Genomic DNA, 26298 nt, shown 5'->3' on the forward strand with positions numbered 1-26298 from the left:
GTGCCGGTTGTCGCGGCTGCCGCGCCCGTGGCGGAAGAAGCCGTGGAGCAGCCGGTCGAGGCGCCGCGTGCGCGTCGTCGCGCGTCCCGCAAGGCGACGGCCCCGGCCGGTGCGCCGCAGGCCGCCGAGACCGTGGAGGTCGTGGAGCCGGTTGTCGCGGCTGCCGCGCCCGTGGCGGAAGAAGCCGTGGAGCAGCCGGTCGAGGCGCCGCGTGCGCGTCGTCGCGCGTCCCGCAAGGCGACCGCCCCCGCCGGTGCGCCGCAGGCCGCCGAGGTGGCCGAGATCGTCGAGGAGGCCGTCGCGGCCGAGGCCGTCGAGCCCGTCGCGGCCGAGCCCGTCGTCACCGAGGCGCCGCGTGGCCGTGCCCGGCGCAGGGCCTCCGCCCCCGCCGGCGCGCCGCAGGCCGCCCGGACCGAAGCTGCCGCCGAGCCGGTTGTCGCGGTCGCGGCGCCGGTCGAGGAAGAGACCGCGGAGCCGGTCGAGGCCCCGCGTGGCCGTCGTCGTGCCTCCCGCAAGGCGACCTCTCCCGCGGGTGCCCCGCAGGTCACGGAGGCGGCCGAGGAGCGCAACGGGATCCAGACGGGCGAGAGCCTGCCCGAGGCTGCCGTTGAGGAGCTCGCCGCCGAGACCGCCGAGGTCGAGGAAGCAGCCCCGCGCGGCCGTCAGCGTCGCCGGGCCACCGCCGCGGCGGGCCGCCCCGAATTCACCGGCAAGGTAGAGGAGCCCGCGCGTCGTAGCCGTCGGGCCGAGCGCCCCGCCGTCGCCGTGTTCCAGGCGCCGGTCTTCGCCGAGCCGATGTTCCAGACCCCGGAGACGGCTGCCGCCGCTGCCGCCGCCCAGCCCCCGGCCTCGCTCGACGAGGAGCCCGAGGACGAGACCGTGACGGTGGAGGAGCAGACCGCCCCCGCCGAGACGGCCGCCCCCGCCGAGGCCGCGCCGCAGGGCGGCTCGCGCCGCCGTCGCCGCCGTCGCGGTGAGGCCGCCGAGGCCGAGCCCGCCGTCGCGCCCGCCCCGGTCGCCGCTCCGGTCCAGGAGCAGGCCGAGGACGAGCAGGAGCCTTCGAACGAGAGCGACGCCGAGCAGGACGGGGAGGAGACCGACGAGTACGGCGACCGCCCGTCGCGCCGTCGCCGTCGCGGTGGCCGTCGCCGCCGTCGTGGCGAGTCCGCCGAGGACGACGCCGCCGAGCAGCACGCGGACGGCTCCGACGACGAGCACGAGCGCGCCCAGGAGTCCGAGGACGAGGGCGACGAGGAGCAGGACGACCACGAGTCCGGCTCCGGATCGAGCAGCAGCCGCCGGCGCCGTCGCCGCCGTCGCCGCAGCGGTGACTCCTCGTCCGACGCCGAGAACGGCACGGACGACCCGGAGCGTACGGTCGTCAAGGTCCGCGAACCCCGTAAGAAGGAAGCCGAGCGCGAGCCCGGCACCGGCTTCGACGAGGTCCAGTCCATCAAGGGCTCGACCCGTATGGAGGCCAAGAAGCAGCGCCGCCGCGAGGGCCGCGAGCAGGGCCGCCGCCGGGTTCCGATCATCACCGAGGCGGAGTTCCTGGCCCGGCGCGAGGCCGTCGAGCGCGTCATGGTCGTCCGCCAGAACGGCGAGCGCACTCAGATCGGCGTCCTCGAGGACAACGTGCTCGTCGAGCACTACGTCAACAAGGAGCAGGCCACCAGCTACGTCGGCAACGTCTACCTGGGCAAGGTCCAGAACGTCCTGCCGTCCATGGAGGCCGCGTTCGTCGACATCGGCAAGGGCCGCAACGCCGTCCTGTACGCCGGAGAGGTCAACTTCGAGGCGCTCGGCATGGCTCACGGGCCGCGCCGCATCGAGACCGCGCTCAAGTCCGGCCAGTCGGTCCTCGTCCAGGTGACGAAGGACCCGATCGGCCACAAGGGCGCCCGCCTGACCAGCCAGGTCTCGCTGCCCGGCCGCTACCTGGTCTACGTGCCCGAGGGCTCGATGACCGGCATCAGCCGCAAGCTGCCCGACACCGAGCGTGCCCGGCTCAAGACCATCCTCAAGAAGATCGTCCCCGAGGACGCGGGCGTCATCGTCCGTACCGCCGCGGAGGGCGCGAGCGAGGACGAGCTGCGCCGCGATGTCGAGCGGCTGCAGGGGCAGTGGGAGGACATCCAGAAGAAGTCGAAGAGCAGCGGCAGTTCCAACGCGCCGACGCTCCTCTACGGCGAGCCGGACATGACCGTCCGGGTCGTCCGCGACATCTTCAACGAGGACTTCTCCAAGGTCATCGTCAGCGGTGACGACGCCTGGGACACCATCTACGGCTACGTCTCGCACGTGGCGCCCGACCTGACGGACCGGCTGTCGCGGTGGACCTCCGAGGTCGACATCTTCGCGACGTACCGGATCGACGAGCAGCTCATGAAGGCGCTGGACCGCAAGGTCTACCTGCCGAGCGGCGGCTCGCTGGTGATCGACAAGACCGAGGCGATGGTCGTCGTCGACGTCAACACCGGCAAGTTCACCGGTCAGGGCGGCAACCTCGAGGAGACCGTCACCAAGAACAACCTGGAGGCGGCCGAGGAGATCGTGCGTCAGCTGCGGCTGCGCGACCTCGGCGGCATCGTCGTCGTCGACTTCATCGACATGGTGCTGGAGTCCAACCGGGACCTGGTGCTGCGGCGTCTGCTGGAGTGCCTGGGCCGCGACCGTACGAAGCACCAGGTCGCCGAGGTCACCTCGCTGGGCCTGGTGCAGATGACCCGCAAGCGGGTCGGCCAGGGTCTGCTGGAGTCCTTCTCCGAGACGTGTGTCCACTGCAACGGGCGCGGCGTGATCGTGCACATGGAGCAGCCCACCTCGATCGGTGGCGGCGGCAACGGCAAGCGGTCCAAGAAGCGCCGAGGCGGTTCCGGCCAGGACCACGAGCACGACCACGGCCACGAGCACGAGCAGGACCACGAGGCCGAGACCGAGGCCGAGGTGGCTGCGGAGGTCGCCGCCCCGCTGGCGCTTCCCGAGCCGGAGTTCGTCCCGGACGAGGAGCTGTACAGCAGCCCGGCCGAGGCCGAGGCCGCCGCCTCGCGCGGTCGTGGCCGTCGCCGGGCGACGCGTAAGGCGACGGCCCCGGCCGGCGCCCCGAGGTCCGCGTCCGCCCCGGCCCCGGTGGCCGAGCCGGTCGTGGAGCCGGAGCCCGTCGTGGAGCCGGAGCCGGTTGCCGAGGCGCCGCAGGGCCGTACGCGCCGTCGGGCCACCCGTAAGGCGACCGCCCCGGCGGGTTCACCGGCCCCGGCCGCCGAGCCTGCCCCGGTCATCGAGGCTGCCCCGGTCGCCGAGCCCGCCCCCGCTGCCGAGGAGCCGGTGTCCGACGCCGACCCGGTCGCCGCGGAGGACCCGGTCGTCGAGGCGCCGCACGTCGAGGCCCCCGTCGAGGAGCCGGCCGCGCCGCCGCGTGCCCGGCGCCGGGCGACCCGTAAGGCCACCGCGGCCGCGGGTTCCCCCGCAGGTGCCGAGGACGCCGCGGTCGTCGTGGTGACGGGTGCCGAGGCCGAGTCCGCCACCGAGGCCGAGGCCGAACCGGCACCGGCCAAGAAGGCGGCCCGCAAGACGGCGAAGAAGGCCACGGCGAAGAAGGCGGCCGTCAAGAAGACGACGGCCAAGAAGACCGTGGCGAAGAAGACGACGGCCAAGAAGGCGGCGGCGAAGAAGACGGTGGCGGCCGAGCAGTCGTCGACCACCGTCACGGCTTCGACCGACGAGGTCTGACCGACCCGGGGTCTGTTCCGAGCCGGTCCGCGGCGTCGCGGCCCGACTCGGAACAGGCCCCGGCACCGCGCGCGGCGCAGTCGGGCCGGTCCCTCCACGGGGCCGGCCGGCTGCGTTCCGGCGCCCGGCCGCCCCTGCACCCTGACACGGAAGCGCTCAGTACATGCACAAGATCCAGAAGGCCGTCATACCTGCCGCCGGGCTCGGTACCCGGTTCCTGCCGGCGACGAAGGCGACTCCCAAGGAGATGCTGCCGGTCGTCGACAAGCCGGCCATCCAGTACGTCGTGGAGGAGGCCGCCGCCGCGGGGCTGAACGACGTGCTGATGATCACCGGCCGCAACAAGCGTGCTCTGGAGGACCACTTCGACCGGAACTACGAGCTGGAGTCGGCGCTCACCCGCAAGGGCGACGACGAACGGCTGGTCCGGGTCCAGGAGTCCAGTGACCTGGCGACCATGCACTACGTCCGGCAGGGCGACCCGAGGGGCCTCGGCCACGCCGTCCTGTGCGCGGAGCCGCACGTGGGTGACGAGCCCTTCGCGGTCCTGCTCGGCGACGACCTGATCGACCCGCGCGACCCGCTACTGGCCCGCATGGTCGAGATCCAGGAGCGCGAGGGCGGCAGTGTCGTCGCGCTGATGGAGGTCGCGCCCGAGCAGATCCACCTGTACGGATGCGCCGCGGTGGCGTTCACGCCGGAGGACGACGTCGTCCGCGTCACCGGGCTGGTCGAGAAGCCGGACACCAACGACGCACCCAGCAATCTGGCGGTCATCGGACGCTATGTCCTGGACCCGGCCGTCTTCGGGGTGCTGCGTGACACCGAACCGGGCCGGGGCGGCGAGATCCAGCTGACCGACGCGCTGCAGCAGCTGGCCGCCGACGAGAAGCTCGGCGGCCCGGTGCACGGTGTCGTCTTCCGCGGCCGCCGCTACGACACCGGTGACCGGGGCGACTACCTGCGGGCCATCGTCCGGCTCGCCTGCGAGCGCGAGGACCTGGGTCCGGACTTCCGTACCTGGCTGCGCGCGTTCGTCGCCACCGAACTCTGAGCGTTCCCCCCCCCGCACCACACCCCACCCGAGCACACCCGCACCCGCACCACGGACCAAGGAGAACCTCATGATCGGCATGATTCTGGCGGCCGGCGCAGGCCGACGTCTGCGCCCCTACACCGACACGCTTCCCAAGGCCCTGGTGCCGGTCGGTCCCGAGGGGAACGAGGAGAGCCTGACCGTCGTCGACCTGACGCTCGGCAACTTCGCCGAGGTCGGTCTGACCGACGTCGCGATCATCGTGGGCTACCGCAAGGAGGCCCTGTACGAGCGCAAGGCCGCCCTCGAGGCGAAGTACGGCGTCACCCTCACGCTGATCGACAACGACAAGGCCGAGGAGTGGAACAACGCCTACTCCCTCTGGTGCGGCCGTGACGCCCTCAAGGACGGCGTGATCCTCGCCAACGGTGACACCGTGCACCCCGTCTCCGTCGAGAAGACGCTGCTCGCCGCCCGCGGCGAGGGCAAGAAGATCATCCTCGCCCTCGACACGGTGAAGCAGCTGGCCGACGAGGAGATGAAGGTCGTCGTCGACCCCGAGAAGGGCGTTCAGCGGATCACCAAGCTGATGGACCCGGCCGAGGCCACCGGTGAGTACATCGGTGTCACCCTCATCGAGGGCGACGCGGCCGAGGAGCTTGCCGACGCCCTGAAGACCACCTTCGAGCGCGACCCGGACCTCTACTACGAGGACGGCTACCAGGAGCTCGTCAACCGCGGCTTCAAGGTCGACGTGGAGCCGATCGGCGACATCAAGTGGGTCGAGATCGACAACCACGAGGACCTGGCCAAGGGCAGGACCATCGCGTGCCAGTACTGACCCGGCTGATCCCCGCACCGGTCGTCGTCGACATCCGGGCCGGCGCTCTGTCCGATCTGGCGGGTGTCCTCGCCGATCAGCGGATCTCCGGCTCGGGCAAACTGGCGATCGCGATCAGCGGGGGTTCCGGCCGGGCGCTGCGGGAGCGGCTCTCGGACAGCCTGCCGGGCGCTTCCTGGTTCGAGGTGGGCGGCGGCACGCTGGACGATGCCGTCAAGCTCGCCGAGGCCATGAAGTCCGGCCGGTACGACGCCGTCGTGGGTCTCGGTGGCGGCAAGATCATCGACTGTGCGAAGTTCGCCGCCGCGCGCGTCGGGCTGCCGCTGGTCGCCGTGGCGACGAACCTGTCGCACGACGGTCTGTGCTCACCGGTGGCCACGCTGGACAACGACGCGGGCCGCGGCTCGTACGGTGTCCCGAACCCGATCGCCGTCGTCATCGACCTCGACATCATCCGTGAGGCCCCGGTCCGTTTCGTGCGGTCCGGGATCGGTGACGCGCTCTCGAACATCTCCGCCGTCGCGGACTGGGAGCTGGCCCACCGGGTCAACGGCGAGGACATCGACGGGCTGGCCGCCGCGATGGCCCGGCAGGCAGGAGAGGCCGTGCTGCGCCACCCCGGCGCCCTCGGGGACGACGACTTCCTCCAGGTGCTGGCCGAGGGGCTGGTGCTGACCGGCATCTCGATGTCGGTGGCGGGGGACAGCCGCCCCGCCTCCGGCGCGTGCCACGAGATCAACCACGCCTTCGACCTGATCTTCCCCAAGCGCGCGGCGAGCCACGGGGAGCAGTGCGGTCTGGGCGCGGCGTTCGCGATGCACCTGCGCGGTGCGCACGAGGAGTCGGTGCGGATGACCGAGGCGCTGCGGCGCCACGGCCTGCCGGTCACCGCGGAGGAGATCGGGTTCAGCGCGGACGAATTCGTCCAGGTGGTCGACTTCGCCCCCCGGACCAGGCCGGGGCGCTACACGATCCTGGAACACCTGAACCTGTCCACGGACCGGATCAGGGACGCCTACGCCGACTACGTCAGGGCCGCCGGGGCCTGAAAGGGGGGCCCGGTTTGACCGGGCTGTCCAGCGCCCCGTAATCTTGACCGTCGGCGTTTGTTTCGCCACACCTCTGAGCACTCACCTCCCGCTCGTACGGGAGAGGCCGCTCGTCCAATCCGGATCATCACGGGTCCCCGGACCCGTGTGAGCGGCTGGCCTCAGAGGTTTTCGCTTCGAGTGAGAGTGAGATCCGCGTGTACGCCATCGTGCGCAGCGGTGGTCGCCAGCACAAGGTTGCTGTCGGCGACATCGTTGAGGTTGACAAGATTCCCACCGCCAAGGTTGGCGACACGGTAGAGCTCTCTACCCTGCTCGTTGTCGACGGCGACGCCGTGACCAGCGACCCGTGGGTGCTTGACGGCATCAAGGTCCAGGCCGAGATCGTGGACCACCACAAGGGCGCGAAGATCGACATCCTTCGCTACAAGAACAAGACCGGCTACCGCCGTCGCCAGGGTCACCGCCAGCAGTACACGGCGATCAAGGTCACCGGTATCCCCGCGGCTGCGAAGTAAGGGACTGAGAACACATGGCACACAAGAAGGGCGCATCGTCCACCCGGAACGGGCGCGATTCCAATGCTCAGCGGCTCGGCGTGAAGCGCTTCGGCGGTCAGGCCGTCAACGCCGGTGAGATCCTGGTCCGCCAGCGCGGCACCCACTTCCACCCGGGCACGGGCGTCGGCCGTGGCGGCGACGACACGCTGTTCGCCCTCGCCGCCGGTGCGGTCGAGTTCGGCACGCACCGTGGCCGCAAGGTCGTGAACATCGTTCCGATCGCCGGCTGATTTTCGGCGCTCGTCGAGCGGTATGACGTGGAGGCGGACCTCACTTCCTGTTACGGGAAGTGGGTCCGCCTTTCGCGTGTTGCTCCTACAGGGGCGCACGAGCGAGACATTTCTGCATGTATGTAACTGGAGGTTCCACCCATGACCACCTTCGTGGACCGCGTCGAACTGCATGTCGCCGCGGGTAACGGAGGCCACGGCTGTGCCTCCGTTCACCGTGAGAAGTTCAAGCCGCTCGGCGGCCCGGACGGCGGCAACGGCGGCCGTGGCGGCGACGTGACCCTGATCGTCGATCAGGCGGTCACCACGCTCCTCGACTACCACCACCACCCCCACCGCAAGGCCACCAACGGCCAGCCCGGCGCGGGCGACAACCGCACCGGCAAGGAGGGCCAGGACCTGGTCCTGCCCGTGCCGGACGGCACCGTCGTCCTCGACAGCGCGGGCAACGTGCTGGCCGACCTCGTCGGCCAGGGCACCATGTTCATCGCCGGCCAGGGCGGCCGCGGCGGCCTCGGCAACGGCGCGCTGGCCTCCGCCCGGCGCAAGGCCCCCGGCTTCGCGCTGCTCGGCGAGCCCGGCGAGGCCCGGGACGTCGTCCTGGAGCTGAAGACCGTCGCCGACGTCGCGCTGGTCGGCTACCCGAGTGCGGGCAAGTCCTCGCTGATCTCGGTCCTGTCGGCCGCCAAGCCGAAGATCGCCGACTACCCGTTCACCACCCTCGTCCCGAACCTGGGCGTGGTCACGGCGGGCAGCACCGTCTACACCATCGCGGACGTCCCGGGCCTGATCCCGGGCGCCAGCCAGGGCAAGGGCCTCGGCCTGGAGTTCCTGCGGCACGTCGAGCGCTGCTCGGTGCTCGTACACGTGCTGGACACGGCGACGCTGGAGTCCGACCGCGACCCGGTCTCCGACCTCGACATGATCGAGGAGGAGCTCACGCTGTACGGGGGACTGGACGACCGGCCCCGCATCGTCGTCCTGAACAAGATCGACATCCCGGACGGCCAGGACCTCGCGGACATGATCCGTCCGGAGCTGGAGGCCCGCGGCTACCGCGTCTTCGAGGTGTCGGCGGTCGCCCGTACCGGCCTCAAGGAGCTCTCCTTCGCACTGGCCGGGGTCATCGCCGAGGCGCGAGCCGCCAAGCCGGTGGAGGAGGCGACCCGTATCGTCATCCGGCCGAGGGCCGTGGACGACGCCGGTTTCACCGTGGTGCTGGAGGACGACGGCATCTACCGGGTGCGCGGCGAGAAGCCGGAGCGCTGGGTGCGCCAGACCGACTTCAACAACGACGAGGCCGTCGGCTACCTCGCGGACCGGCTGAACCGGCTCGGTGTCGAGGACGCGCTGCGCAAGGCCGGGGCCAAGGCCGGCGACGGTGTGGCCATCGGTGCCGAGGACAACGCCGTGGTCTTCGACTGGGAGCCGACGGTGACGGCCGGCGCGGAGATGCTCGGCCGCCGCGGTGAGGACCACCGCCTGGAGGAGCCGCGTCCGGCGGCGCAGCGTCGTCGTGACCGCGAGGACGAGCGCGACGACGTCAGCAAGGAGTACCAGGAGTTCGATCCGTTCGCGTAGGACGGAAGCGTGAGGGGCGTGTCCCCGTACTGGAACACCGGTACGGGACATGCCCCTTTTAGGGGTGATTCCTTACGTCATTTCGGTGCCTGCTACGCCAGGGTCAAAGATTCGATAAACTTTCACTCCCTGCACAACCCTGTGACCCACCTGTCCGTCTTCCTTGTGCGAGGACAGGGCCTGCCCTCGCACCGCCGAGGGGGTAGGGGGAGCGTGGTAACCACCACGCGAGGCTGCCCTGGGATTGCCGCGAGCCGCGGCCCAGCCGAAAGACGCAAGTGAAGATTTCATTTCTGGTGCGCGACCTCTGCCACATGGGCGGAGTGGTCAGCGCGACGCAGAACCTGGCGGGCGCACTCGCCGCCCGGCACGAGGTAGAGATCATCGCTCTCCGCAAAGTACGGGACGAGTCCTACTTCCCGCTCGACCCGCGGGTTTCCGTGCGTGCTCTGACCGACCTGCGCAAGCACTCACCGACATCGGATCTGGACGATCCGCTGATCGAGGTCTTCCCCAAGGTCTACCCGGTGGACCCGGCCGAGAAGAAGCCGGTCGTCAGCCGGCTGGCAGAGCTGCGGCTGCTCGAATTCCTCGCGACCACGGACTCCGACGTCGTGGTGAGCTCCAGCCCGCGGAACACGATCATGCTGTCGTACGCCGAGGGCGACTACCTGCGGGTCACGCAGGAGCACTCGATGCCCTCGATCTACGCGAAGTACTACCAGGGCCGGCTGTTCAAGGCCTACCACTCGCTGGACGCGCTCACGGCGCTCACGCCCGAAGAGGTCGAGAGCATCGGCAAGCAGGTGCCCGGTGTGCGCAACCGGCTGGCCGTCATGCCGAACTGCGTGCCCGCCGCCCCCGTACAGTCCAAGAGCACCAACAAGGTCATCATCGCGGCGGGCCTCCTCAAGGAGAACAAGAACTTCGCGGCGGTCGTCGACGCCTTCGCCACCGTGGTCGCCAAGCGCCCCGACTGGCGGCTGCGGATCTACGGCGGCGGTACCGAGAAGGCCAACCTGCGCCGGCAGATCGAGCGCCTCGGCCTGCACAACACCGTGACGCTGATGGGACCGGCCGCGCCGGTCGCGCCGGAGTTCAGCAAGGGCTCGATCTTCGTACTCCCGTCCAAGCGGGAGGCGTTCGGCAACGTGATCGTCGAGGCGATGGCGGCCGGCCTGCCCGTCGTCAGCACCGACGCCAACCACGGCCCGCGCAACATCATCACGCACGGCGAGGACGGGCTCATCGTCCCGGGCGGCGACACCGCCGCCATGGCCGACGCCATCCTCGAACTGGTCGAGGACGACGAGCGCCGCGGCCGTATGAGCGAGGCGGCGGTGCGCAACGCGGTGCGCTTCCACGAGCCGGCGAGCTGTGCGCGCTTCGAGGCGATCCTGCACGACGCGTCCGCCCGCCGGGCGCTGCCCAGGACCGCCACCGCACAGGTGGACCCCCTGGGTTCGGTCCGCATCGAGGTCGGCGTGCTGCCCGCGGAGGCCCACGGAGCCGAGATCGTCTGCCGCCGGGTCGGGCGGAACCCGGCCGAGGAGCGGTTCGTGATCACGCCCGACGGCAGCGCGGTCGTGCCCTGGCACGGCGGGCTGCCCGAGGGAACGTGGGAGCTGTCCGTCTCCACCCAGGACGGCAACGAGGTCCCGCTCACGGTCGACGGTTACGGCTGCGACGTGCGCGATCTCCTCAACGTCCCGCTGCCCCGGGAGAACGGCGCCCCCGCGCTGGAGCTGCTGCTCCCGCACCGGGGCGAGATGGACCGGCTGCGGATCCGCAGCGTGGTGCGGGACTCCCACGTGGAGATCGACGGGCTCGCGGTCGACACCGGGACCATCGACGTGGAGGCCGCCGCCTGGGGCGTGACCCTGGGCCCGGGAGCGGTCCTGGAGGCCGTGCACCGCAAGGACAAGGACCGGGTGCTGTCGTTCCCGGTAGCGGCCCTGGAGGACCACCGGATCACCGCCTCGATCGACTGCGCCGCGCTGGTGGCCGAGCACGAGGGACCCGAGCAGATCTGGGACGCCTGGTTGCGCCCGGCCGCGGGCGCGGACCGCGTCCAGGTCGGCAAGCTCGCCACCGACGTCCTGGCGCCCATAGGCGTGTTCACCTTCCCGCGGCCGGTGATCCGGATCCTGCCCGAGCCCAGCAGGACGCTGCTGGCGAAGGTGGGGCGCAGGGTGACCCGGACGCTCAACGGCGGCAAGCCGGCGCCGCGCCCGGTCACGAAGATCGAGATCCGGCCCTACTACACGTCGCTGTCGCAGCTTGCCTTCAAGACGGTGGACGTCGAGCCGTAGGACGTCCCGGACAGAACGAAGGGGCGGGCCCGGAGAGCTGATCTCCGGGCCCGCCCCTTCGGCGTGTGCGGCTACTTCTCCTCGGTGAGCTCCGTCGCCTGCCCGATCATGCGGTCCACGACGCGCTGCGAGGCGCGGCCGTCGTCCAGGTCGCAGAACAGGTGGTGGAAGCGTTCGAAGCGCTCGCCGTACTCGGGCCACACCGTGTCGATGTCGCGGATCGAGTCGATCAGCTCCGAGGACGTACGGACCAGCGGACCGGGCGAGTCCTTCTCGAAGTCGAAGTAGAACCCGCGCAGCGTGTCGCGGTAGTGCTCCAGGTCGTACGTGAAGAAGAGCATCGGCCGCTTGAGGTGGGCGTAGTCGAACATCACGGACGAGTAGTCGGTGATCATGATGTCGGACGCCAGGTACAGATCGGCGATGTCCGGGTACTCGGAGACGTCCCAGACGAAGCCGTTGCCGGCGCCCGGTACCTGGTCGACGACGTTGGAGTGGCGCCGGATCAGCAGGACGTGGTCGTCACCGAGACGGCGGCGGGCGTCCTCCAGATCGAGCCGGAGGTCGAAGGAGTACTGACCGGCCCGGTGCGACTGGTCGTCGCGCCACGTCGGTGCGTACAGCACGACCTTCTTGCCCTCGGGCAGCCCGATCCGCTTCCTGATCTCCTCGGCGAGCTTGACCCGCTCGTCGGAGTACAGGTAGTCGTTGCGCGGGTAACCGGCCTCCAGGATCTCCCCGTCGTAGGAGAAGGCCCGCTTCAGGATCGGTGTGCTGAAGCGGTTGGAGGAGATGAGCATGCTCCAGTTCTTCGCTTCGAGCTCCAGACGCTTCTGGTACTCCTTGTCGAAGTGGAGCGTGTCGATGTCATGACCGATCTTCTTCAGCATCGTGCCGTGCCAGGTCTGGACGATGACCTGTCCGGGACGCCGGACGACCCACTCGGGAAGGTGCGCGTTGGTCACGATGTACTTGCTGGAGGCCAGCGCGTCGAACCACTCGGTGCCCCACATCCGGACCCGCTCGGCCGTCGGCGGCAGCTCCACCTGGCCGTCCCGGACCGCCCACAGGTGCTTGAGGTCGGCACCCCGGCGCACCAGCTCCTCGTGCATGGCACGCGGGCTGTCCGAGTACTGCTTGCCGTTGTAGCTCAGATAGAACACCTGGTCGCGCAGCGGCTCCAGGCACTTGGTGTCGTACACCTCACGGCGCAACTGGGCCTGGCGGAACGGGCCGCGCTCCACGTCGGCCAGCTCCGAGCGGCAGTTGAGCTGCGGGAAGTCGTGCCAGCGGGCCTCCAGCCAGTAGCGGCGGCCCTTCAGCGTGGTGTGCAGCGGGAACTGGTCCGAAGCGAGGCGGTCGATGACGAACTCGACGTCCGGGCCGTCGGCCTGGCGGAGGAAGAAGTTCCACCGGCCGGCCTTGAGCGGGATGGTGCCCTGGGCGCCACCGCCCAGCGTCGAGGGGTCGAAGGCCGCCTCGTACGAGCCGTCGGCGGTCCAGTCGATCGGGACCAGGCGCTCGTCGAACCGGCCCTTGGCCTTCAGCAGCAGCTCGGAACCCGCCAGGTGCAGCGGGGCGTGACCGGACAGGACGATCTTGCCGTCCCGCTCGCTCACCCGCGTCATCACGGCACGCTCGGTCTGGCCGCGGAACTTGAGGTAGCCGTTGTGGCCGGCGATGACCGCCAGCTCGTGCCGGCCCGCCTGGCGGCCCAGGCTCGCGGGCAGCTGGAAGCGCGCGTCCTCGAGGCCCTCCTGGACGACGGGGCTCAGCCGGCGCGGCTCCGCGGTCTCGTCGGGGCCGGAGACCATCAGGGCGGTGGACCAGTTGCGGACCCGGGGCTGGGCGTGACCTTCGGTGCTTTCGGCGGTGACGAGGGCGACGTCGGTGAGCGGCACCTCGACGTGGAAGGGGCGGATGCCGTTCTGCTCGGCCTCGACGGTGACCGGGTAGCGCCGGACCTCACCGCTGGACTGGTTGGAGACCTGAAGGGTGACGGACTCGTCGCTCGCCAGGGCCGTACGGATCTCGCCCCGGATCACGATCTTGTCGCCGTCCAGCTCCCGGCCGGTCACCAGCGCGTTGACCCGCTCGATGCGCAGCTTGAGCGCGGCGCCCTCGACGCTCGGCAGCATCCGGTAGTTCTTGTCGAGCCACTGGTAGGGCGGGAAGTTCTGGGCGCTGCCGCCGTTCGACTGGATGCCCCGGCGGCGCAGGAGCCCGGAGCTCATGACGATCACGCCGATGTGCCAGATGCCCTCCTCCCACTGCCCGTTGTGGCGGAGCTTGGCGGGGTCGAAGGAGAACTCCCAGCCGGACCAGTCGTAGTTGTAGCGCTTCTGCCAGGTGTCCGACGTACGCCCCGGGCGGAAGATGTTCTTCGCGGGGAAGATCAGACGGCGGCGCGAGCCGCCCTTCTTGATCTGGATGAACTTGGCGGTGCTGCGCCGGTTCGGGATGTCGATCTTGTCTATCCAGGCATCGCCGGTCAGCAGCAGCTTGCCCTTCTCCCACTCCACGCCGACCAGCGGGGTCCTGAGTTCCAGGTCCTTGTCGATGCGCAGGGTCTTGCGGGAGAGCGTGACACCGCTGCGGTCCAGGGCCTTGAACCCGGCGTACTTGCGCAGGAAGCCGCTGACCTCGACCGGCTCACGGCGACGCTGGTCGGCCAGGAGGTCGATCAGCTCGGAGACCGCGCCGCGGCGCACCAGCGCGTACTGCACGCGCAGCACGGCGGGCAGTTCGTCCAGGACCTGCGGGTCGACCTGGTCGAGGTAGCGGTTCGCGGCGATGAGGAAGGCCTCGCGGTACTCCTCGTCGCCGTCCGGCACGACGTTGAGGAAGATGCGCAGGTCGTCCCTGAGCACCCGGGCGTCGTACTCCCGCTTGAACTGGGCCCACTTGGCGCCGGGGCGGTCGGCCAGGAACTGGGTCACGCTCTCACAGGCGGCGACCCGGTCGCGGACGCCCTGCGGGTCCGTGCGGCGCTGGGTGATCGACGGGGCGGACTCGCCCTCGCGCAGCCGCCAGTAGTAGACGGGCTCGCCGATCAGGTCGATGGCGTCGGCCAGGTAGTGGGCGCGCAGCACCACGGCGCTGTCCTCGTAGAGCACGCCCTCGGGGAAGGTGAAGGCGTTCTTCTCCCAGAAGGTGCGGCGCCAGACCTTGTTGCAGGAGATGCGGTCCGCGACGAGCTTGGGGTACTCGGAGATGTGGGTGCGCTTGCGGGCCTCGCCGGCCAGCATCTTCATGAGCGGTACCTGCCAGGACCGCTCGCCCTTGACGTGGAACACGTTGCCGGTGGCGAAGTCGGAGCCCGTGTCGTCGAGGCTGGCGACCATCATGCGGTAGCCGTCCGGCGGGATGACGTCGTCACTGTCGAGGAAGGCGAAGTACTCGCTCTCGGGCGCCATGTCGGCCAGGCCCGCGTTACGGGCCGATCCCAGGCCGCCGTTCACCTTCGTCACCAGCCGGAAGCGCGGGTCGCGCTCGGCGTAGGCGGCGGCTATCGCAGCCGAGCCGTCGGTCGAACCGTCGTCGACCATGACGACTTCCAGATCGGTGAAGGTCTGCGCCTCCACCGAGTCGAGGCACGCTTCGAGATACGCCTCGACGTTGTACATGGGCACGATGACACTGAGCCGGGGGGTCATGTTTTTCGGCATTCCTTTCGGGTCAGACCCGCTCGACCAGTTCGAGCGCCTGGGCAGGGGATGGTGCCGGCTTGCGTGCGGCAAGCGGGACGACGGGAAGGACTTCTTCCTCGTTCAGGAAGACGGCACGGACGACACGCTCGGCCGCACGGCCGTCGTCGAAGTCGCAGAAGCGCTCACGGAACGCCCTGCGGAAGGTCGCGGACTCCTCGCTCCGCCACTCGTCGGACCGGAGGATCTCGGTGAGCTGCGCCTGGCTGGTGGCGACGGCGCCGGGAGGCTCGGCCAGCAGGTCGAAGTAGCTGCCCCGGACGACCTTGTACGTGTCCCAGTCGTCGGCGAAGATCACGATCGGCCGGTCGAGGTTGGCGTAGTCGAACATCGCCGACGAGTAGTCGGTGATCAGGGCGTCGGCCGCGAGGTAGAGCTGCTCCACGCACTGGTGTGCGGAGACGTCGATGACGCGGCCCTTGGCCTGGAGCTCGGCGAGCCGGCCGGTGGGCTTGTAGAAGTAGTGGCCGCGCACCAGCAGGGTGACGTCCGGGCCCAGTTCCTCGGCGAGCTTCGGCAGGTCGATCCGCGGGGCGAATTCCTTCTGGTACTCACGGTGGGTCGGCATGTACAGAAAGACCTTGGAGCCATCCGGCGCGCCGAGTTCGCGGCGGGCCTGGGCGACCTCGCGGGCCCCGGAGTTGATCAGCACGTCGTTGCGCGGATAGCCGGTCTCCAGCGAGGTGTAGGAACACGGATAGACCCGCTCCCAGACCGAGGTGGAGAAGCGGTTGGAGGAAATGCTGTAGTCCCAGCGGTCGCAGCGCCGGAGCAGGTCCTCCATGTTCATGTTCGTGGAGGCGGGGTAGTTGGCCTGGTCGAGGCCCATCGTCTTCAGCGGGGTGCCGTGATGGGTCTGCAGGTGGATCTGACCCACGCGCTTGACCAGCGAGTCCGCGAAGTTCACGTTGTTGATGAAGTACTTGCCGCGGGCCAGCGCCGTCCAGTACTCGCGGGAGCCGACGACGGCCACCTCGACGCCCTTGGGCACCCGGCTCACGTGCTCCGCGCGCACCGCCCAGACCCGGCGGATGTGCGGGGCCAGCCGCGCCAGCTCGGCGTCGATGGCCGCAGGGTTGCACGAGTAGCCCCGGCTCCAGTACGCGGAGAAGACGGCGAGGTTCTCGTCCACCGGCAGGCGCAGCTGGGACTGGTAGATCATCCGCATCGCGGCGCGCTTGGCCCGGCCGAGGCGCTCGCTGTTGCGCAGCCGCGCCCGGTTGCGCACCCGGTTGGCCCGGGTGACACCGGTCAGCGCCGGATAGGAGTCCATGCCGAGCAGCGCGTACTTGTAACCGCGGCCGCCGGCCGGACGCTCGAATCCCTCGGGCAGCCGGCGGTTGTAGTCGGCGGACGCGCGGTGGAAGAATTCGGACCGCGCATCCCTGGGAAGGCGGCCCGCCTTTTCCATAACGGTGAGATAGTGGTCGATCATTTTACGGAAAAGCGCGGGACGCCAGGAATCGAATTCCGGATGCTCGTCCAGGTAGGCGAATACGCGGTCGTACTGGTCGAATACATCGAAGTGCTTGCGGCTGACGGTGCGAAGGATGTTTCCGCCCTCGCGCCGCTGTCGGTAGAGCACGCAGATGCGGTCGAGCACCGCGATGCTTTCCGCCGCGACCAGGGTGGTGTACGTCCAGGGGGCGTCCTCGTAGTACCCGGACGGGAACCGGAACCCGTGCGCCTCGACGAAGTCGCGGCGGTAGGCCTTGTTCCAGACGATCTGCAGCAGGTCGAGCAACCCGGGCCGCTCCGACAGCGGGGAGACCGCGGGCCCGTCGGCGGCGAGGAGGTCGGCCCGCTGGTTGGGCAGCAGGCGGCCGTCCCAGTAGCTGCGCGCGTAGTCGTAGATCAGGATGTCGGGGTCGTCGGTCGCGTCGAGGCGCCCGGCGACACCGCTCAGCGCGCCGGGCGTCAGGGTGTCGTCACTGTCGAGGAAGAGCAGGTAGTCGCCGGTCGCCTGCTCGATTCCGGCGTTACGGGCGTGGCCCAGCCCGACGTTCTCGCTCAGGTGGAGCACCCGCACCCGGGGGTCGCGCTCCGCGTACTCGTCGAGGATGGCGCCGGATCCGTCCGGCGAGCAGTCGTCCACGGCGACGACCTCGAAGTCGGTGAAGTCCTGCTGCAGCACGGAGTCGAGGCACTCCCGAACATACCCCTGCACGTTGTACGCAGGCACGATGAGTGTCAGTCGAGGCATCCTTCACCAGTCCAGAGAGCTGTCTGCAGGGTCCGTGCGCAGGCACCGATTCGCACCGCGGAATCATGGGGGAGCGCCTGAGCACCTGAACAGCGTAATTGATTGACATCCGCCCACCGTGGCCTTGTGTTTGCCCCGGCTTCATCCGGGGCTGCCCGGCTTCACCCGTGGTGTTCCCCGGGCGTCACCCGGACGCAGCTTCATATCGCACGATAATACGGTTGAAGCCTATTTGTCTGATTCGATTTCCCGTACACGTAGGGTGGCCCTGACGGCAGGACCACGCACAGCAGGACCACGCACAGCAGGACCACGCACAGCAGGACCACATACAGAGGGAGAGACGCACAGAATGACCTGGATGGTTACGGGCGGGGCCGGATACATAGGTGCGCACGTCGTACGGGCGATGCTCGCCGGCGGTCTGCAGGTCGTCGTGTACGACGACCTCTCGACGGGGAACGCCGGAAGTGTGCCGGACGGGGTGCCCCTGGTCACCGGCAGCGTGCTGGACCGCGAGGCCCTGGACACGGCGATCCGTGACCACACCGTGACAGGTGTGGTGCATGTCGCAGGCAAGAAGCAGGTCGGCGAGTCCGTCGAGCGCCCCCTCCACTACTACCGGGAGAACGTGACCGGTCTGGAGGTGCTCCTGGAGAGCATGGTCGCGGCCGGAGTCGGCCGGCTGGTGTTCTCCTCGTCGGCCTCCGTCTACGGCATGCCGGACGTGGACCTCGTCACGGAGGACACCCCCTGCGCGCCGATGAGCCCGTACGGGGAGACCAAGCTCGTCGGCGAATGGCTGATCCACGCCGCCGCCCGGGCCCACGGACTGCGCTGCGCCTCCCTCCGCTACTTCAACGTCGCCGGTGCGGCCTCGCCCGAGCTCGCCGACGCCGGGGTGTTCAACCTCATCCCGATGGTCTTCGAGCGCCTGGAGGCCGGCGAGGGCCCGCGGATCTTCGGCGACGACTACGCGACGCCCGACGGCACCTGCGTCCGCGACTACATCCATGTGGACGACATCGCCTCCGCCCACCTGGCGGCCGCGCACAGGCTGGAAGCGGCCGAGCCCGGTACGGACCTCACGCTGAACATCGGCCGCGGTGAGGGCAGCTCGGTGCGCGAGATGGTCGACCGCATCCTCAAGGTGACCGACCGCGGGGACGTCGCCCCCGAGGTGACCGCCCGCCGCCCCGGCGACCCGGCGCGCGTCGTCGCGGGCGCGGACCGGATCCGGGCGGAGCTGGGCTGGTCGGCCCGGTACGGCGTCGACGAGATGATCGAGTCCGCCTGGCAGGGCTGGCGCCTGCGTCACCCGTAAGGAGCCGTCCGGGCGGGCCCGCAACGGCGTCCGGACCTCACGCCCCGGAGCGCGGCCCCGGCAGGTCCTCGGGCCTCTCCACGGCGTCGGCCGCCGCCAGCGGTCCGCGCTGTGCAGGAATGCCGGGGAGCAGCCGGGCCGTCATCCGGGCGCGGTGCCCGTCGGCGGCCGCGCACAGACGCAGCGCCGCCTCGCCGAACCGCACCCGGCCGTCATCCGGGCGCGGTGCCCGTCGGCGGCCGCGCACAGACGCAGCGCCGCCTCGCCGAACCGCACCACGGACGGCGGGTCCGACGGTCCGAGCAGATGGAGCTTCAGCTCCGCCCGGGCCCGCGCCGCCCCGTCGTCGGCGGGGCGGCGCACAGACTCCAGCAGGGCGGGGATGCGCCGGGCGTCCGGCCCGAGGACCGTCGCCGCGCGGACCGTCGGGAAGGCCTCGCGGAACAGCGCGTCGGGCAGATCCCCGGTGTTCGCCACGGCGTAGGGCTTCTCGCCGGCCGCCAGATAGTCCGTGACCACGCTCGACACATCGCTGATCAGCAGGTCCGCCTGGTTGAAGCAGGAGTACAGCGCGGGCTGCGCAGTGGTGATGATCTGGTGCTCCCACTTGGGCAGGGACGCCCAGTGGGCGCCCTCCCAGGCGGCCGTCGCCGCCGCGACGGCCGCGGCCCGGCCGGCCGGCGGAGCGCCCTGGACCCGCATGCGCTCCGCGTCGTCCGCGCCGGCGCGGAACGAGGAGGCCGTCAGCCGGTTCAGCTCCGCCGCCCACAGGGCCGGGTCCGCGCCGTCCCGCGGTGCGGGGCGCGGTCCGGTGCGGACCGGGTCGGCCTCGCGGATCAGGGCCTGGACGCGGTCGTTCGCGGCTCCCGCCAGCGGGTCGACCGAGCCCGTCAGCGGGTGCGGCTTGTAGAGCAGCCGGACACCGGGGTCGGCGAGCAGCGCCCGGACGATGTTCTCCCCGGCCAGGATGATCGACGTGTTGCCGGGGTTCCCGTCCCATCCCTCCCAGGTCGGGGCGTACAGCACGGTCGTGTACGGGCCGGCGGGCGGTCCCGCGTACGGGGCGATCGGGGCCAGTTGGGGCCGGCCGATCTCCACCACGTCGTCGTCCTGCACACCGACGTCGGCCTGGGCGTAGCGTGCGCGCGCCGCCGGTCCGGCGACCCACACCTTGTCGTACACCTTCGCGTACGGATTGCAGCTGGAGAGCTTGTCGCTCTCGCCGTGGTTGACGAAGGCGTGCTTGATCGACGGTATGCGCAGGATCTGTGAGGTCTTGCCGGAGTTCGCGGGATGGATCATCACCTTGATGGTGGACTGCTCCAGGCGGAGGAGATGCGCGACCTTCGGGATGCACACGACGGGAAGGTCCGTCGGGCCGATCCGCTGCATCATGAATCGCTCGCGCAGCACGATCACCGGGCGGCCCTCCAGCCCGGCCAGTGAGTCCAGCCACATGTTGGCCTGGTAGGCCGACGAGGCGCCGCCGGAGAAGTACATCCCGACCGTCGGCCGGTATTCGGCGAGCCACGCGTCGAACCACTCCAGCACCGCCTCCGGCGACGCGGGACGGCGGCGGAGCAGCCGGTCCGCCAGACAGGCCAGGGCGGCTGCGGCCAGGGCGGCCGACAACGCGGTGCCCGCGGCGGCGTACACGGGCCGTCCGGCCATCGCCGTCAGCAGCAGTCCGGCGGTCGCCGGGAGGCCCAGGAACAGCAGGTGCGGGCCGTGGCGGCGCGTCAGCAGGGCGGGAGGAGCCGGGGGGATCCGCAGCGCCGAGGCGTCGATGTTGCGGGTGAGCACGGGCAGCGTCCGGGTGGAGCGAACCCGGATCGCGGCCGCGTGCGTGGCCAGGTGGAGTGCGTAGAAGAGGAGTAGCCCGAGGACCAGGGGGACGGTGACCGACTCCTGGAGGCTGTCCAGCCGGAGAAGCCCCACGAGCAGCAGGAAGTCACAGGTCAGCCGGCGGACCACGACGTCGGCCCGCACCCTGGCGAGCAGGGCGGCCCGGCCGGGCTGCCACCGGTACAGCGCGGCATCGGCGCCGAGACCGGTGACGGTCGCCACCACGAGCAGCGCGAGGTGGGGGGAAGACGGCCGCCGCGGCCTGGACGACGAAGGAAGCAGACAGTACGGCGAGCGGGAGGGCCTTCGCGGCGGACCGCAGGGCCGGGGGGAGCGGTTGCACCGGGGACTCCAGCGAGCTTGCGCTCTTGCGTGCGTGTGGGGCGGCGCCGAGGTATCGGGCGGGCCGGGGCGGCCGGTGCCGGGTGGGTGCCCGGCAGGGGAGGGGGCGGTGCCCACCGTAGGAAAGGCATCCTGTCCGATCATGAGGCGGGAATGAAGGCTGCGTGAGAATCGGCCGTCCGCGCACAACCGGCTGCCGCGTACGCGAATTCACTGGTGCGGTACGAACACTGGTCACCGAAAGTGAACGGCCGATCGCGCGGCGGCCGATGCGTGGTGCGAAATCGATACCGGACTCGATGTCGAACTCGATAGCGAATTTCCTGAGAGATGACGAAACTGATCGGTTACGGGCAACGACAGCTTTTCCTCCGGACGAGTCGGCAACCGGTCGACGGCACTGTTTCGCCACGGATGGGACACCGAATCTCAGTAAGGTCACCCCGGTAGGTCGCAGCTGCGACAGGACCGCCGACTCATCGTGGGGCAGAACTGTGAAGGCTCTCGTACTTTCCGGTGGGGCAGGCACCCGGCTTCGTCCCATTACTCATACCTCGGCCAAACAGCTGGTCCCGGTGGCGAACAAACCGGTGCTGTTCTACGGGCTCGAAGCCATCGCGGAAGCCGGTATCACCGAGGTCGGCATCATCGTGGGCGACACCGAGGAGGAGATCCGCGCCGCGGTCGGCGACGGCTCCCGGTTCGGCATCGACGTCACGTACATCCCGCAGTCCGAACCGCTCGGCCTCGCGCACGCGGTCCTGATCGCCCAGCGCTTCCTGGGCGACGACGACTTCGTCATGTACCTCGGCGACAACTTCATCGTCGGCGGGATCGCGGGCCTGGTCGAGGGGTTCTGCGCGGACCGGCCCGACGCCCAGATCCTCCTGACCCAGGTGCCCGACCCGACCTCGTTCGGCGTCGCCGAACTCGACGGCGACGGCAGGGTCGTGGCCCTGGAGGAGAAGCCGAAGGAGCCCAAGAGCGATCTGGCGCTCGTCGGTGTCTACCTCTTCACCCGGGTCATCCACGAGGCGGTCCGCTCCATCCGCCCGTCCTGGCGCGGCGAGCTGGAGATCACCCACGCCATCCAGTGGCTGATCGACCAGGAGCGCGACGTCCGCTCCACCACGATCCGCGGCTACTGGAAGGACACCGGCAACGTCACCGACATGCTGGAGGTCAACCGCACCGTCCTGGAGACCGTCGAACCGTGCACCCACGGCGCCCACGTCGACGACGAGAGCGAGATCATCGGCCGGGTACGGATCGAGCCGGGCGCCCGGGTCACCCGCAGCCGGATCGTCGGCCCCGCCATCATCGGCGCCCGTTCGGTGATCAGCGACGCCTACGTGGGACCGTTCACCTCGGTCGCCCACGACTGCCGGATCGAGGACAGCGAGATCGAGTACTCCATCGTCCTGCGCGGCGCCTCGATCGACGGCGTCCGCCGCGTCGAGGCCTCCCTCATCGGCCACGAGGTCGAGGTGACCCCCGCACCCCGGAGCCCGTCCGCCCACCGACTCGTCCTCGGCGACCACAGCAAGGTGCAGATCTCCTCATGACGACCCACCTCCTGGTGACCGGCGGTGCCGGCTTCATCGGCTCCCACTACGTCCGCACGCTGCTGGGCCCGGACGGCCCCGGTGACATCGCCGTCACCGTGCTCGACAAGCTCACCTACGCGGGCAACCCGGCCAACCTCGACGAGGTGCGCGGCCACCCCGGATTCTCGTTCGTGCAGGGCGACATCTGCGACGCGGAGCTGGTCGGCGGCCTCATGGCCGGGCACGACCAGGTGGTGCACTTCGCCGCCGAATCGCATGTGGACCGCTCCATCGACGGCGGCGCCGAGTTCGTCCGTACCAACGTCGTTGGCACCCACACCCTCGTCCACGCCGCGCACCTGGCGGGTGTCCGCACCTTCGTGCACATCTCCACCGACGAGGTCTACGGATCGATCGACGAGGGCTCCTGGACCGAGAGCGAACCGCTCGCGCCCAACTCCCCGTACTCCGCCTCCAAGGCGTCGAGCGACCTGATCGCGCTCTCCTACCACCGCACCCACGGACTCGACGTGCGGGTGACCCGCTGCTCCAACAACTACGGGCACCACCACTTCCCCGAAAAGGTCATCCCGCTCTTCGTCACCCACCTGCTGGAGGGCCGGCCGGTCCCGCTGTACGGCGACGGCGCCCATGTGCGCGACTGGCTGCACATCGACGACCACGTCCAGGGCATCGAACTCGTCCGCACCGAGGGCCGCGCGGGCCGGGTCTACAACATCGGCGGCGGCACCGAACTCTCCAACAAGGAACTCACCGGGCTGCTCCTGGAGGCGTGCGGCGCCGACTGGGACACCGACGTCGTCCACGTCGAGGACCGCAAGGGACACGACCGGCGCTACTCCGTGGACTGCACCAGGATCCGCGAGGAGCTCGGCTACGAGCCCCGCAAGGACTTCCGCGCCGGACTCGCCGAGACCGTGCGCTGGTACCGCGAGAACCGCTCCTGGTGGGAGCCGCTCAAGGAGAGGGTCGCGCTGTGAGCCCCCTCTGGCTGGTCACCGGGGCCGCCGGAATGCTCGGACAGGACCTCATGGCCGCGCTCGCCCACGAGGGCGCCACCGCCGTCGCCGCCGACCGCACGGTCCTGGACATCACCGACCCCGGCCGCGTGCGCGAGGTGTTCGCCGCCCACCGCCCCGCCGTCGTGGTCAACTGCGCGGCCTGGACCGCAGTCGACGACGCCGAGAGCCGGGAGGACGCCGCGCTGCGGATCAACGGCACCGGCCCCGCGGTCCTGGCCGCCGCCTGCCGGGACCACGGCGCCGTCCTCCTTCACGTCTCCACCGACTACGTGTTCGCCGGGGACGCCGGCCGGCCCTACGCCGAGGACGCACCCACCGCCCCGCGCAGCGCCTACGGCCGCACCAAGCTGGCCGGCGAACGCGCCGTGCTGGAGACCCTCCCCGACACCGGCTACGTCGTGCGCACCGCCTGGCTCTACGGAGCGGGCGGTGCCAACTTCGTCCGCACGATGATCAGGCTGGAGGGCGTCAAGGACACCCTCGACGTGGTGGACGACCAGCGCGGACAGCCCACCTGGACCGTCGACCTGGCCGGGCGGCTCGTCCGGCTCGGACGGGCCGCGCTGGAGGGCACCGCCCCGGCGGGCGTCTACCACGCCACCAGCGGCGGTGAGACGACCTGGTTCGGCTTCACCCGGGAGATCTTCCGGCTGCTCGGCGCGGACCCGGCCCGCGTCCGGCCCACCACCAGCGCCGCGTACCCCCGCCCGGCCCCCCGGCCCGCGTTCAGCGTGCTCGCGCAGCGGCGGTTCGCGGCGGCCGGGATCGAACCGATCCGGGACTGGCGCGCCGCGCTCAAGGAGGCGTTCCCGGCCCTGCTCGCCGCGGAACGCCCCCTGATCAGCGGCCGGCCGGGCTGAGAGGCCGCAGGGCGGCGGCCGGGGCCGGCGCGCCTGCCCGCAGCCGCGCGTAGTACGCCTCGCACGCGGCGTACGACGGAAGCAGCCCCTGTTCCTCGGCCCCGGCGAGCGAGGGTGCCGAGGCGTCCTTCCCGGACAGCAGCGGCGCGATGTCCGCCGGCCACTCGATGCCCAGCTCCGCGTCGAGCGGATCGATGCCGCGCTCGCGCCCGGGCGCATAGCCCTCGGAGCAGAGGTAGAGGACGCACGCGTCATCGGTCAGCGCCATGAACGCGTGGCCGAGCCCCTCGGCGATGTAGACCGCCCGGTGATCGGTGTCGTCGAGGCGGACGCCCTCCCACCGCTTGTACGTGGGCGAGCCCGCCCGGACGTCCACGATCACGTCGAGCACGGCGCCACGTACGCACTTCACGTACTTCGCCTGGCCCGGCGGCACGTCGGCGAAGTGGATCCCGCGCAGCGTGCCCCGGCGCGAACAGGAGAAGTTGGCCTGCGCGAGCCCCAGCGGATGCCCCGCCGCCTCCCCGAGGTCCGAGGCCCTGAACCACTCGTGGAAACTGCCGCGGCTGTCGGGGATGACCTCGGGCTCGTGCACCCAGGCCCCGGGAATGGAGAGCTGGCGCATGCGATCACGTCCTGTTCTGTTCCTGAGATTCGCCGGACTCGCGGCGGTGGAGCCGGGACTCGCGGCGGTGGAGCCGACGTCTCCTGCAACGAGCCGCGGTACGGAACAGATACGGAACGGTACGGATACGGACGAAACAGGGTCCACGGTGCGGAACGTGAAGGCGCCGAATCCCGTGCTCGCGTAGATTGCGGGGTCCAGCGAGGCGAACCATGGGGGATGCGCGTGTCAGGGGCCAGGCAGGGCGTCACGGAGGCCCGCAGGATCGTGGTCAAGGTCGGTTCCTCCTCCCTCACCACCGCCGCCGGAGGCCTCGACGCGGACCGGGTCGACGCACTCGTCGACGTGCTCGCCAAGGTGCGCAGCGGCGGCGAGCGGGAGGTCGTCCTCGTCTCCAGCGGCGCCATCGCGGCCGGACTCGCCCCGCTCGGACTGCACCGCAGGCCCAAGGACCTGGCCAGACAGCAGGCCGCCGCCAGTGTCGGGCAGGGGCTGCTCGTGGCCCGTTACACCGCCTCGTTCGCCCGCTACGGAATCCGCGTCGGCCAGGTCCTGCTCACCAGCAACGACACCAGCCGCCGCGCCCACTACCGCAACGCCTACCGGACCCTGGACCAGCTCCTGGACATGGGCGCGCTGCCCGTCGTCAACGAGAACGACACCGTCGCCACCGACGAGATCCGCTTCGGCGACAACGACCGGCTCGCCGCGCTCGTCGCCCACCTGGTCCGCGCCGATCTGCTGATCCTGCTCTCGGACGTGGACGGCCTCTACGACGGCGACCCGAGCATCCCGGGCACCACCCGCATCGCGGAGATCACCGGCCCCGCCGACCTGGCCGGGGTCAGCATCGGCAGCGCCGGCAAGGCGGGCGTCGGGACCGGCGGCATGGTCACCAAGGTCGAGGCCGCCCGGATCGCCACCGCGGCCGGTGTCCCGGTCGTCCTGACCTCGGCGAGCCATGCGGCCGACGCGCTGGCCGGCCGGGACACGGGCACCTACTTCCACCGCACCGGACGCCGCTCGGCGGACCGGCTCCTGTGGCTTGCCCACGCCTCCACCCCGCAGGGCTGGCTGACGCTGGACGACGGGGCCGTGCAGGCGGTCGTGGAGCGCCACAGCTCGTTGCTGCCGGCCGGGATCGCCGCGGTCGAGGGCGAGTTCACCGCGGGCGACCCGGTGGAACTGCGCGATCTGCGGGGCCGGCCGGTGGCCCGTGGTCTCGTCAACTTCGACGCCAAGGAGATCCCGCAGCTCCTCGGCCGCTCCACCCGCGACCTGGCCCGCGAGCTCGGTCCCGCCTACGAGCGCGAGGTCGTACACAGGGACGATCTCGTCGTTCTCGGCACCTGACAAACTCCTGAAACGGCTGAAAGTCCAGCCTTCGGGCAGAGACCTTCACGAAAACCGCCCCAAGCCGGGCCGCGGACTGGTCCACTTTGTAGCAGGGACACTGCGGGTTGA

The 26298-nt window shown here is 70.5% G+C and carries 16 protein-coding genes and 1 pseudogene; 13 read left to right on the forward strand and 4 right to left on the reverse strand.

Annotated elements, in window-relative coordinates; all coding sequences use genetic code 11:
• The 8 genes from ACIBJG_RS04760 to ACIBJG_RS04795 form a co-directional block, all read left to right on the forward strand.
• On the forward strand, positions 1 to 3729 hold a 3729-nt coding region (locus ACIBJG_RS04760; RefSeq protein ID WP_399303927.1), incomplete at its 5' end, for an Rne/Rng family ribonuclease.
• A 163-nt stretch (positions 3730 to 3892) separates the two neighbouring features.
• Positions 3893 to 4783, forward strand: coding sequence for a UTP--glucose-1-phosphate uridylyltransferase GalU (galU, locus tag ACIBJG_RS04765; protein WP_399303929.1), 891 nt, complete (start codon positions 3893 to 3895; stop codon positions 4781 to 4783).
• A gap of 70 nt (positions 4784 to 4853) precedes the next feature.
• The gene (locus ACIBJG_RS04770; protein WP_399303931.1) at positions 4854 to 5606 is read left to right on the forward strand and encodes a sugar phosphate nucleotidyltransferase; all 753 of its coding nucleotides are present in this window, start codon (positions 4854 to 4856) and stop codon (positions 5604 to 5606) included.
• On the forward strand, positions 5594 to 6655 hold the full coding sequence (locus tag ACIBJG_RS04775) for an iron-containing alcohol dehydrogenase family protein (protein ID WP_399303933.1): 1062 nt from the start codon (positions 5594 to 5596) through the stop codon (positions 6653 to 6655). Before ACIBJG_RS04770 ends, ACIBJG_RS04775 begins: the two co-directional genes overlap by 13 nt.
• Before the next feature lie 197 nt (positions 6656 to 6852).
• Positions 6853 to 7173, forward strand: coding sequence for a 50S ribosomal protein L21 (rplU, locus tag ACIBJG_RS04780; protein ID WP_018551604.1), 321 nt, complete (start codon positions 6853 to 6855; stop codon positions 7171 to 7173).
• Positions 7174 to 7187: 14 nt separating this feature from the next.
• Positions 7188 to 7445 (forward strand): 50S ribosomal protein L27, encoded by a 258-nt coding sequence (gene rpmA, locus ACIBJG_RS04785; protein WP_018103204.1) that lies wholly within the window; start codon positions 7188 to 7190, stop codon positions 7443 to 7445.
• Between the two features lie 141 nt (positions 7446 to 7586).
• Entirely contained in the window at positions 7587 to 9026 is a 1440-nt protein-coding gene (gene obgE, locus ACIBJG_RS04790; RefSeq protein WP_399303936.1) for a GTPase ObgE, read from the forward strand.
• Positions 9027 to 9304: 278 nt separating this feature from the next.
• Positions 9305 to 11338: a glycosyltransferase gene (locus tag ACIBJG_RS04795; protein ID WP_399303938.1), complete on the forward strand. Its 2034-nt coding sequence runs from the start codon at positions 9305 to 9307 to the stop codon at positions 11336 to 11338.
• Between the two features lie 71 nt (positions 11339 to 11409).
• On the opposite strand, the gene ACIBJG_RS04800 is transcribed toward ACIBJG_RS04795, so the two are convergent.
• Both ACIBJG_RS04800 and ACIBJG_RS04805 read right to left on the reverse strand, forming a co-directional pair.
• Positions 11410 to 14994, reverse strand: coding sequence for a CDP-glycerol glycerophosphotransferase family protein (locus tag ACIBJG_RS04800; protein WP_399303940.1), 3585 nt, complete (start codon positions 14992 to 14994; stop codon positions 11410 to 11412).
• A gap of 22 nt (positions 14995 to 15016) precedes the next feature.
• The gene (locus ACIBJG_RS04805) at positions 15017 to 17248 is read right to left on the reverse strand and encodes a CDP-glycerol glycerophosphotransferase family protein (RefSeq protein ID WP_399303942.1); all 2232 of its coding nucleotides are present in this window, start codon (positions 17246 to 17248) and stop codon (positions 15017 to 15019) included.
• A 352-nt stretch (positions 17249 to 17600) separates the two neighbouring features.
• Here ACIBJG_RS04805 and galE point away from each other — a divergent pair, with 352 nt between their 5' ends.
• Positions 17601 to 18572: a UDP-glucose 4-epimerase GalE gene (gene galE, locus ACIBJG_RS04810; RefSeq protein WP_399303944.1), complete on the forward strand. Its 972-nt coding sequence runs from the start codon at positions 17601 to 17603 to the stop codon at positions 18570 to 18572.
• Positions 18573 to 18713: 141 nt separating this feature from the next.
• Here the strand turns inward: galE and ACIBJG_RS04815 are convergent.
• Positions 18714 to 20760 (reverse strand): annotated as a pseudogene (locus ACIBJG_RS04815) (hypothetical protein).
• 493 nt (positions 20761 to 21253) lie between these two features.
• Between ACIBJG_RS04815 and ACIBJG_RS04820 the strand changes: the two are divergent.
• The 3 genes from ACIBJG_RS04820 to rfbD are packed head-to-tail and all read left to right on the forward strand — an operon-like array spanning position 21254 to position 24209.
• A complete protein-coding gene (locus tag ACIBJG_RS04820) occupies positions 21254 to 22324 on the forward strand; it encodes a glucose-1-phosphate thymidylyltransferase (protein ID WP_399303946.1) in 1071 nt (356 codons plus the stop codon).
• Positions 22321 to 23307, forward strand: a complete 987-nt coding sequence (rfbB, locus tag ACIBJG_RS04825) for a dTDP-glucose 4,6-dehydratase (protein WP_399303948.1) — start codon at positions 22321 to 22323, stop codon at positions 23305 to 23307. Before ACIBJG_RS04820 ends, rfbB begins: the two co-directional genes overlap by 4 nt.
• A 32-nt stretch (positions 23308 to 23339) precedes the next feature.
• Positions 23340 to 24209 (forward strand): dTDP-4-dehydrorhamnose reductase, encoded by an 870-nt coding sequence (rfbD, locus tag ACIBJG_RS04830; protein ID WP_399304511.1) that lies wholly within the window; start codon positions 23340 to 23342, stop codon positions 24207 to 24209.
• Here rfbD and ACIBJG_RS04835 read toward each other — a convergent pair.
• Complete coding sequence (locus ACIBJG_RS04835; RefSeq protein WP_399303950.1) at positions 24190 to 24834, reverse strand: dTDP-4-dehydrorhamnose 3,5-epimerase family protein; 645 nt, start codon at positions 24832 to 24834, stop codon at positions 24190 to 24192. The two genes, rfbD and ACIBJG_RS04835, sit on opposite strands and share 20 nt — an antisense overlap.
• Before the next feature lie 267 nt (positions 24835 to 25101).
• Between ACIBJG_RS04835 and proB the strand changes: the two genes are divergently transcribed.
• The gene (gene proB / locus ACIBJG_RS04840; RefSeq protein ID WP_399304513.1) at positions 25102 to 26187 is read left to right on the forward strand and encodes a glutamate 5-kinase; all 1086 of its coding nucleotides are present in this window, start codon (positions 25102 to 25104) and stop codon (positions 26185 to 26187) included.
• Positions 26188 to 26298: the final 111 nt, after the last annotated feature.

The organism is Streptomyces sp. NPDC050422 (assembly GCF_044458665.1).
In the GTDB taxonomy this organism is placed as follows: Bacteria; Actinomycetota; Actinomycetes; order Streptomycetales; family Streptomycetaceae; genus Streptomyces.